At 54.5% G+C, this 9,283-nt stretch carries 8 protein-coding genes; 5 read left to right on the forward strand and 3 right to left on the reverse strand.

The window, feature by feature from the left end; all coding sequences use genetic code 11:
• Nucleotides 1–6 precede the first annotated feature (6 nt).
• Nucleotides 7–357: a DMT family transporter gene (locus F1379_RS22035; RefSeq protein WP_150274012.1), complete on the forward strand. Its 351-nt coding sequence runs from the start codon at nt 7–9 to the stop codon at nt 355–357.
• A 61-nt stretch (nt 358–418) separates the two neighbouring features.
• Nucleotides 419–976, forward strand: coding sequence for a 5' nucleotidase, NT5C type (locus F1379_RS22040; RefSeq protein ID WP_150274014.1), 558 nt, complete (start codon nt 419–421; stop codon nt 974–976).
• Nucleotides 977–1,562: 586 nt separating this feature from the next.
• Here the strand turns inward: F1379_RS22040 and F1379_RS22045 are convergent.
• On the reverse strand, nt 1,563–2,858 hold the full coding sequence (locus F1379_RS22045; RefSeq protein ID WP_150274017.1) for a DUF3999 family protein: 1,296 nt from the start codon (nt 2,856–2,858) through the stop codon (nt 1,563–1,565).
• Nucleotides 2,824–5,394 carry a DUF2339 domain-containing protein gene (locus tag F1379_RS22050; RefSeq protein WP_150274019.1) on the reverse strand — a complete coding sequence of 857 codons (2,571 nt, stop codon included), beginning with the start codon at nt 5,392–5,394 and terminating at the stop codon, nt 2,824–2,826. The genes F1379_RS22045 and F1379_RS22050 overlap by 35 nt, the downstream gene beginning before the upstream one ends.
• Before the next feature lie 171 nt (nt 5,395–5,565).
• Between F1379_RS22050 and F1379_RS22055 the strand changes: the two genes are divergently transcribed.
• A complete protein-coding gene (locus F1379_RS22055) occupies nt 5,566–6,123 on the forward strand; it encodes a DEAD/DEAH box helicase family protein (RefSeq protein WP_150274021.1) in 558 nt (185 codons plus the stop codon).
• A gap of 87 nt (nt 6,124–6,210) precedes the next feature.
• Here the strand turns inward: F1379_RS22055 and F1379_RS22060 are convergent, their stop codons facing one another.
• Complete coding sequence (locus F1379_RS22060) at nt 6,211–7,245, reverse strand: NADH:flavin oxidoreductase/NADH oxidase (protein WP_150274023.1); 1,035 nt, start codon at nt 7,243–7,245, stop codon at nt 6,211–6,213.
• Nucleotides 7,246–7,433: 188 nt separating this feature from the next.
• On the opposite strand from F1379_RS22060, the gene F1379_RS22065 reads away from it, so the two are divergent.
• The gene (locus F1379_RS22065; protein WP_150274026.1) at nt 7,434–8,285 is read left to right on the forward strand and encodes an AraC family transcriptional regulator; all 852 of its coding nucleotides are present in this window, start codon (nt 7,434–7,436) and stop codon (nt 8,283–8,285) included.
• Between the two features lie 113 nt (nt 8,286–8,398).
• Complete coding sequence (locus F1379_RS22070) at nt 8,399–8,644, forward strand: hypothetical protein (protein WP_150274028.1); 246 nt, start codon at nt 8,399–8,401, stop codon at nt 8,642–8,644.
• Nucleotides 8,645–9,283 lie beyond the last annotated feature (639 nt).

Consider the following 9,283-nt stretch of genomic DNA (forward strand, 5'->3'; position numbering starts at 1 on the left):
GTACTAATGAAGGGTTATGCTGCACTGGCTGTAGCTATTGTCTGCGAGATCTTCGGAACGTCCATGCTCAAGCTGTCGGACAGCTTCACCAACTTGTGGCCGTCGCTTGGGGTTGCCGCAGGATTCGGGTTGGCGTTCTATTCATTATCTTTATGTCTAAAAACAGTTCCCCTGAGTCTGGCTTATGCCATCTGGTCGGGTGTGGGAACGATTATCACCGCGCTCATCGGCGTTCTGGTCTGGGGAGACCACTTCACCCTCGTCAGCTTCGCAGGTATTGTGCTGATTGTCGGCGGGGTGATTCTGCTGAATACCTCGGACCGTGCGGCCACATCCTCCGGTTCGCGTCATTCTTGACAATACAAGGCCCCGCCGTTAGTATATTAGACCATAACCTATACGATGCGGGAGGAAGGATATGAGAAAACCAATTATCGCCGTCGATATGGATGACACGATCTGTCATCTCGTCAAACGCGCCATCTACCACAACAACCTTGAATTCCCGTCGCATCCGCTGCGGTATGAGGATATGCTTGACTGGAATACGGATCATCTGCGGCACCCGGACAGCACGTATGAACGTTTTTTCCTGCGGCAGGGGCTGTATGAGGAGCTTGAGCTGTTCGATGAGCATGTGGTGGAGGAAATGGAGAAGCTGCATAACGCTTATGACGTAATTATTGTAACGGCAGCGATGCCGAGCACCGTCCCGGAGAAATGGAACTGGCTCCAGAAGCATATGCCGTATATTCCGCTCGACAATTTCTTCAGCGGCAAGCGCAAGAGCCTGATCGCATACGATCTGCTGATTGACGATGGCCCGCATAACCTGGTGCCCGCGCTGCAGGCCGGCCGCAAGGTGCTGTGCATTCCTCATCCATGGAACCTGAAGGACCGGGAGCTGTACCAGTTTCCGCTGATGACCTCCTGGAAGGGTGCCAAGGAGCGCGTGGATGAGATATTAGGGATGTAAGGCATTTGTACATAAATGAAGGACAGGCAGCTATATAAGATCAATAGTAAGCATATCGCAAAAGCATATCGCAAAAGCATATCGCAAAAACCTGGGAGCTCGCAGGGGAGTTTGGAACCGGCGAGCAGGCAGCGTGCGCCTTGATAGCTTTCGCAGGAAAGCTGATACGTGAACATGCGCACAGTTTCAAGTTGCTGAAAGTGGATGGAACGGGTAAATCAATCGCTCAATGCAAATAGTTGGATTTTCGCACACTAATTTTGCCTTTTTTGCGGATATCAGCAATCTAAATCGACTTTCGCCACTTAATTCGGATGATATGGATGTAGTTATCAATTTTAGCCCATATTAAGTGGCGGTTATCTAACTAGTTGGCGATTATTCTCCATATTGCTGATATTAAGTGGCGATTATCTAACTATATCCAGCTGGCAAGCCAATTTCCGGCCGTACCAATTACAACAAAGCAAAAGAAGCCATCCCGCGGTCATAGTCCCGGGATGGCTTCTTTATGCAGGAAAAGCGGCGTAACGAATATGCCACGCCCGCTTCAATGCCGCCGTCACCCATGGTCCTGCGGCTCCGCCTACTTCCGGCCCAGCTTGCGGGCCAGAAAGTAGACCAGCAGCAGGGAGACGGCAATCATGACGATGTTGAAGCCCAGCCTGCCCTGCAGCGGGCTGCTCTCTGCAGCGGGAGCTTCGGGCAGTTGCCGGAGCTCCGGCGCTCCAAGTGCGGCCGGCGTCTTCTCCTCCCCGGCAATATAATCCTTGAAATTCACAATGTCATACTGCGGCGCAGCCGCTTCCGCATTTCCGTAGAGCAGCCGGTAAGGCCCTGCCCCCTCGTCTGCAAAGACGATCCTGTCTACCAGGTAGTCCAGCTCAATCCCCGTCAGCGGAACCGGCGCGTCATCCCGGTTGTCAATCACAATCCGCAGGACGGAAGCGTTCGAAGGCTCCACGGGAGTAATGGCCGTGGAAGCAATCTGCGCATCCTTGAAGTCCAGCCGGTACAGCTCGCCGCTGCCTGTTACGGGAATGACTGTGCCGTCGCCGTCATAGAGCCCGTACCGGCGGGAGAAGCTGCCGCCGCTTTCCAGCAGCAGACCGGAGATTCTCAGCCGGTGCGGATTGTGCACCGTGATTTCCGTGCGCTTCTCCGCTTGCTGAGCCTCATATTGTGCAGCCTGCCGCCGCTGGAAACGCTTCGCCTGAGCTACCCGGCTGCTCTGCAGCAGCGTCATCTCCGGGAATTGCAAATCCGCCGCGTTCTGCTTCGCCACCAGCCGGTAATAGCCAAATTTGCGGCTGGCGCCCAGTGCGATACCGTTCTGTTCACGCCCGCCCACACGGTACAAATCCCCGCTTGCCACCGACTCCCAAGCCAAGCCGTCATAGCTGCCCAGCAGCTCAACATGCAGCAGGAAGTCCCCGTCGCCGTCCGGAAGCGCAAATTCCAGACGGTTGCCCAGAATGTCGGTGTTCTCCGCAAGCGGAGTGACCTGGTAATCGAAGGAAGTATCCCCGTTCTTCTTCGCCTTATGGATAAGAGTGGAAGAATAGGAGAGGGTGTGTTCTTCCAGCGTCTCCACACCGCTCTCGATATAGAAGGGGACGCGCTTGCCCGTATGGTCGGCGATCCGCAGATCCCGCAAGTCATCCGCCGCCGCGCCATAGACCTGCTCATCCAGATAGAATTCCACGTAAGCGGCCCCGGCCGTAAATTCAACCGGCCTGGAGTAGCTCCATTCCGGAGCCGAGGCTCCGTCAGATGCGGACGAGGCTGCAGAAACAGGCAGAGCGGATAAGAGCAGGCAGGGCAGCGACAGCAGCAGAAGCAGAGCTTTAGTCCGGGCTATCATCCTGTTGTGCCTCGGCATGAACCTCCTCCATTCTGGCCGATACCCGCTGATAGAGATAAGAAATGCCCAGCAGGCAGAGGCCGAAGCTGAAATAAGCAATGATCTTGCTGCCGGTGCCCAGCAGCGTCAGATCATAGAGCAGCAGCTTGCCGGTGGCCAGCAGCGACAGGCCCAGGCCGAAGCGGCGGATATACACATATCGCCGGCGGAAGCCGTAGGCAATGTACAGCACCGCAAGGAGCAGGTATACGAGGCTGAACAGAAGACCGCCGTCATTTTGCCGCAGCTGTACGCCCAGGAAAGCCGTAACTACCGCAAGCAGATAGACACCCATGATCACCGGGTACAGCTCGGCATTGGTGTATTCGCGCCGGACCAGCTCCTTCACGAGACGCCCGCCGCTCAGCCAGACGAACAGATTGAAGAGCAGCAACAGGATGAAGGCGGCATAATCCGCAACCGTATTGGCGGAGAAGTCAGCCTGGAGACTGGGCTGTGAGACCGTCAGTCCGATACATATGAAATAGCTGATGGCGAAGAGGCCCTGAACCATATACCCGACAACCGGATCGTACAGCACCTTGATTCTCGGCAGCGCATAAGCCACAGCGATCGTCAGCATAGCGGCCATCAGCAGCTTGAAGAAGTCGGAGCGGGAGAAATTCTCAGGCACATAGAAATTGTACAGATGCAGCGCTTCATACAAGATATAGATATAGGTATTGACCAGTGCCGCATACTTAAACCCGATAGCAGCCTGTACCTCTGCCGGAGAGCTGTCCAGCACAATGTCCCGCTTGGAATGGCGGATGGCGTAGAGCAGGGCGACAATGAGCATTCCCGCCGTGATGAAGGTATATTTTAACGCAAAATACGAATTGTCGTAAAGCAACATCGGGCTGCTGGATGAAGACTGGATCAGCACATCAACAAGGAAGAAGCTTCCCAGCGAGAGCAGCAGAACCCCCCACCCGATGCGTTCGATGATCCTGGAGCGCTGCAGATGGCCGTATACGGTCAGTACCACGGCTTCCACCAGCCAGCCGATGGACCACCAGACCGCGCCAAGCTGGAACGGCACCATCAGTACGGCGAAGGTCAGCGAAGTGGCATAGAAGAGCAGCATGCTCTCTTGTTCCTGCGGCATCCGCTTCTCCAGCAGCCGGCCCAGCCCCAGATACATTAAGCAGAAGAAGAGGGCGAGCGCCCCGCGGTATACTTCAAGTCCTGCATCCATAAGCAGCACATACAGGATGAAGCAGCTGGTCACGGTATTGCAGGCGAGCAGGGCGAAGTCCCACCAGGACAGCTTGGAGCGGAACCTGAACGGATACCACAAAGTGATTCCCAGGTACATGGCAAAAGTCAGGACCGAGTAGAACATATCGATGCTGTAGCTGTCCGACAATCCGATCAGCAGCAGTACTGAAGGCACATTGAACAGGAAGCTGATGTAATTAACGACGATCCACCGCTTGCGCAGAGAGATCAGCAGGATGAGCAGATTGAGCAAGAAGAGGTAACCCATCGCAGCATATACGGCTCCCCCTTCCAGGCCGAAGGCCCCGATGTATGAGAATAAGGGAAGGTACCCGCCGACAAGACCCAGGGAACAGATCGTCCGCGATTCATACCGGAGCGACAGCAGCACCGCCGTTAAGGTAACGAGCACCGAAAGGCCCAGACCGGTATAAATTCCGATAATCTCCAGCAAAAAATAGCTGTAAAAGATGGAGCCGTACAGCACGGATATCCCGCCCCCGAGCAGCCCCAGCGCAAAGGCTCCCCTTCCTCTGCGGAACAGCCATTCCCCGGCGCCGAGCATGAGCGCACCGAGCAGAAAAAACAGACTGCCCTTCATATACCCGGTGAACCAGTTGGAGTAGCTGTATTTGAAGCCCGCGCCGACCGCGAGAATCAGCAGCAGAATACCCAGCCGGTTAAGCCAGTTTAACCCGATCTTCATTTCGATCACGTTCTGCCTGCGCCGCCGCCGGACCGTCTCTTCGCTGACACCCTCGGAGGCCAGCTCATCCAGCTGGCTGTCCAGTTGTGCGGCCAGCGGCTGTTCGGCTTCCCGCAGCGCTGTTCTGCGCTGGAGTACCGTCTCGTTCAGCCGGCCCGACAGCTCCTCCAGCATGGCGCGGATCTCCGCCCCGTCTTCTCCGAGCAGACGGTCGGCATTGCGGTACAGCCCGGCAATACGCTGCCTTGTCCGCAGCTCAAAGGCGGTAAGCCGGTCATGGTGAGCGGCGCCTTGTGAGGCGAAATACGTATGCAGCTTCTTGCGGGACAGCTTCAGAATGCCCAGCTTCTCATCGAGAATCTGCTCGGTAAGCGCAGCCCGCAGCTCGGCATTCTCCCGCTTCAATTTGTCCCGCTGCGCTTCGGTCTCGGCCAGAGTCTGCCTGACCTCCGCCGAACGCCTGCGGAGCAGTTCATTTTCGTTCACCAAATCGCTGTCTTCATAGTCTTTGACCAGCTCCTGGACTTCGGCCAGGAGATCGTTCTGCTGATTCCTGATTGACTTTAGACGCTCTTTGAAATGCTCCATAAGCTCCCCCAGTGGCTTAATATAATGTTAATATTTTCATTTTACTATAAACCTTCAAACGGGATATTCCTTTTTTTACGCGGCATTGGGAGGAGGGGGTGGAAGATATTGTAGCGGTTGCCGCCTGCACCGTGCTAGAATGATGGGAATATCTGCAAGGAGATGACGAATGTGAAATTGGTGATGATCTTTGGTCCGCAAGCTGTAGGGAAGATGACGGTGGGACATGAACTGGAGAAGGTAACGGAGCTCAAGCTGTTCCACAACCACATGACCATTGAAATGCTGGCACCGCTGTTCGGCTTCAGCCCCGAGATGTGGAGGCTCGTGGATAAATTCCGTAAGGATATCTTTGAAACCGCCGCCGCAAGCGGGATGTACGGGTTGATCTTTACATATGTATGGGCATTTGATCTGCAGCAGGATTGGGACTTTGTGGATCAGGTCTGCCGGATCATCGAGGATAAGAACGGTGAAGTGTATTTTGTCGAGCTTGAAGCGGAGCTTGATGAGAGAATAGAGCGGAACCGGACGCCGCACCGGCTTGAACACAAGCCGACGAAGCGGGATATTGCACGTTCCGAGCAGGATTTGAAGCAGACCATGGAGAAGTACCGGCTGAATTCGCTCGCCGGGGAAATCCGCAGAGATAACTACCTCAGAATCAACAATACGAACCTGAGCGCAGATGAGGTTGCCGGGCTCATTAAGAGCAGCTTCCATCTATAAAAACGCTTAGATAGATGACAAAAAAGGGGATGTTCCTTACGCCGGATGAAGGCGCAGGAGACATCCCCTTTACTGCAGGTGCAAGTCTTACCGCACGTATATGCCGCGCTCATATTGCACAGGCGGTTCCACCTTGCGGGCAATGGTCTTGGCCGCATGCAAGGACCAGTAAGGGTCGTCCAGCATGGCGCGGCCCACCGCGACCAGATCGGCATCGCCGTTGGCCAGCGTCGCTTCGGCGACATGCGCATCGTCCAGCTTGCCGACCGCGATGACCGGCACGTTCAGCGCTTCGCGGTAGGCGCGTGCGAACGGCACCTGGTAAGCGGGATGGTTGCCGGGCTTGGTCTTTCCGGGAGGCGCTTCGCCGCCGCTGGACACATGGAAGATGTCAACGCCGGCTGCCTTATAAGCCTTGGCGATCTCCAGCGAATGCTCCAGCCCGTAGCCGCCGTCCATATATTCGACGGCCGAGATGCGCATGATCAGCGGCATGCCTTCCGGCATAACGGAACGGGCGGCCTGAATGACCTCCACGCCGAAGCGGGAGAGGTCTTTCCCGTATTCATCGCTCCGGTTGTTGATGGCCGGAGAGTGGAACTGGTGGATCAGATAGCCGTGGGCGCCGTGCAGCTCAATGACATCGACGCCTGCGGCAACGGCCCGGCGAACAGCTTCTCTGAACTTCACGACCATCTCCTGCACCTCGGAAGTAGTCAGCGCTCTCGGCTTGTTAAGTCCTTCGTCTGCGGAGGCGGTAAAGTCCGATGCGCCTACAGGGTGAACGGCATCCTCCGCTTTCCGTCCGGCATGGGCGATTTGAATGCCGATTTTGGAGCCGTATTTATGCACCTCGTCGATAATGCGGGCAAAGGCGGGAATCTGCTCATCCGACCATAGTCCAAGATCGCGGTTGGTAATCCGGCCGTCCGGCTCCACGTCGGTCATCTCCATAATAATCAGACCCGTTCCGCCTACCGCGCGGGAGACGTAATGAACGTAATGCCATTCGTTCGGAATGCCGTCCTCAGCGTCTACCGAATACTGGCACATGGGGGGCATAACGATTTTATTCTTCAGCTGCAACCCGCTCAGGGTTACGGGAGTATCCAGATAGGCCATGGTTATTTCTCCTTATCGTTGTTAAGATATTGTTAATTCGTAAGTTAATATTAAAAGGTATCGCCGGACTGTACAATAAACTATCTTGGTTTGTTGCGGCGCAAATGTGATAGATCTTGCTTTTTGGAACGGGGAGACTCTATAGTAGCTTTAAGCAGAAACCAGATTCAGAATAAGAAGGTGTAGCCTTGTCGACTATAGAAAACACCCGGCCGGATGCGGGTCCCGCACTGGCCTACATTGGAAGAGCAGGCGGCAAGCCGGACTGGAGATTCCCTGCCCACCAGCATGAGGATGTCAGTGAAATTGTGTTTATTGCCCATGGGGAAGGCGTCATCAAGATCAATGGCCAGCCGTTTGCCGTGCAAGCGGGAGATATGCTGATCTATAATCAGGGCATTATTCATGAGGAATGCGCTTCGCCGATTTGTCCGCTGGATATGTACTATTGCGGGCTAGTCCACGCTGGCAAACCAGGAGGAGAGCCGGAGCTGCTGATTCCCGCAGACGCCAGTCCCTATATCCGGACGCGTGAGAAGGCTGACCATATCCGGTATTTGTTCGATATGCTGTATGCCGAGTCCGGGGAGCAGGCCGAGGGATATGAGGCGGTCTGCTCGGGTCTCCTCACTGCGCTGATCACCTTGATCCGCAGAATGACGGATACCCAGGTCAAGCCTTGCAAGAAGGATCCCGACGCCCTTGCCGTTTCCCTTAAGGAGTATCTGGATGAGCATTATTTATGCCATCTCAGCCTGAATGATATCGCCGGTTTTTTCCATATGAACGCCTACTATCTTGCGCATGTCTTTAAGAAAAAATACAATGATTCTCCCATCAACTACATGCTGCGCCGCCGAATGGGGGAGGCCAAGCGCCTGCTGGTCAACACCGATATGAAGATCAGGGAGATTGCCGATTTTCTCGGTTATGAGAACGCCAATTATTTCTCGATTCTGTTTACGAAGACGATGGGCGAATCACCCACACAGTTTAAGCGCAGCGAGCGGAAAGAACGGATCGATCTGCTGCAGCGGTGAAGGTTGAGGGCAGGGGAAACCGCCAGGATTTTGGATTGTAAGCTGACATGAATTGCGATATGATCGTATAGTCAAGTAAACAGAGATGGGATTGGACATAGGATGTGAGGGACATGAACAACTGGCGGAGAAACAACCGCAAACGCAAACGCACAGTATACATAAGACGGCGCTATGTCAGAGGCTGGAGAGAGCTGCGGGAAGCCGTTGCCCTGCTTTTGCTGGTGCTGGCGCTGATGGGCTGGCCGGTGTTCAGCGTTATTTTCTGGTTAAGCGGAAATAATGTGCTGGGTCCGATTTCGTTGCTGCTCTCCCTGATAAGTGCATTTGTGCTGTACCGGGCTTTGAACGAGGATTGAACAAGAGCTGTATGAGAATTGAACAAGAGTTGTATGAGAATTGAATCAAGGAATCATTTGGACTTCCGCGCGCTGCGCGGTTTTTTTTGTGCAGCGTGCCCAGAGGCACGCATTATCTAGTTGGTGAAAGTCCAACCAAGGGAGGGGCCAAGCCGCCCTTGTAGCTAGGATGCTTGCGCATGGCGAAATCTGTGTGTAAAAGCGCATCGACAAAAGTACTGGTCAGAGACCGGGCGAGCGACAATCCAGGCCGTAACATTAAGTGAATCCTGCCGCGTCGTCAAAAAGGCCCTGCGAAGGGGAACAGAGGAAGCCGAGTCTCGTGCATATAGACGAAGGCCAAGGAAGCTGTACAGAACTTGGAGCAACAGCGAAGAATCCTCCGGCGTATAGGGAACGGCATGGATTGAAGGATAATGCAGTGAACTGGGGAGACCCTCCCCCACACGGAATTTTTTTTTTTTTGAAACCCGTAAAGAGACGCTCTATAAGTCTAAAAGATGAAATGAACCGTCTGTGGGAAGGGAGTCCGAGGGGCTCATAGTACCGAAGAACCTAAGGACAACATAACCTTAGGGAGGGAAGGAGCCCTGCTTTGTTTATGCTTTTGGAGGAGGTACGAGTGAGTGAATGCCAATC

It is taken from the genome of Paenibacillus tepidiphilus (assembly GCF_008635795.1).
Classification (GTDB): Bacteria; Bacillota; Bacilli; order Paenibacillales; family Paenibacillaceae; genus Paenibacillus_AQ; species Paenibacillus_AQ tepidiphilus.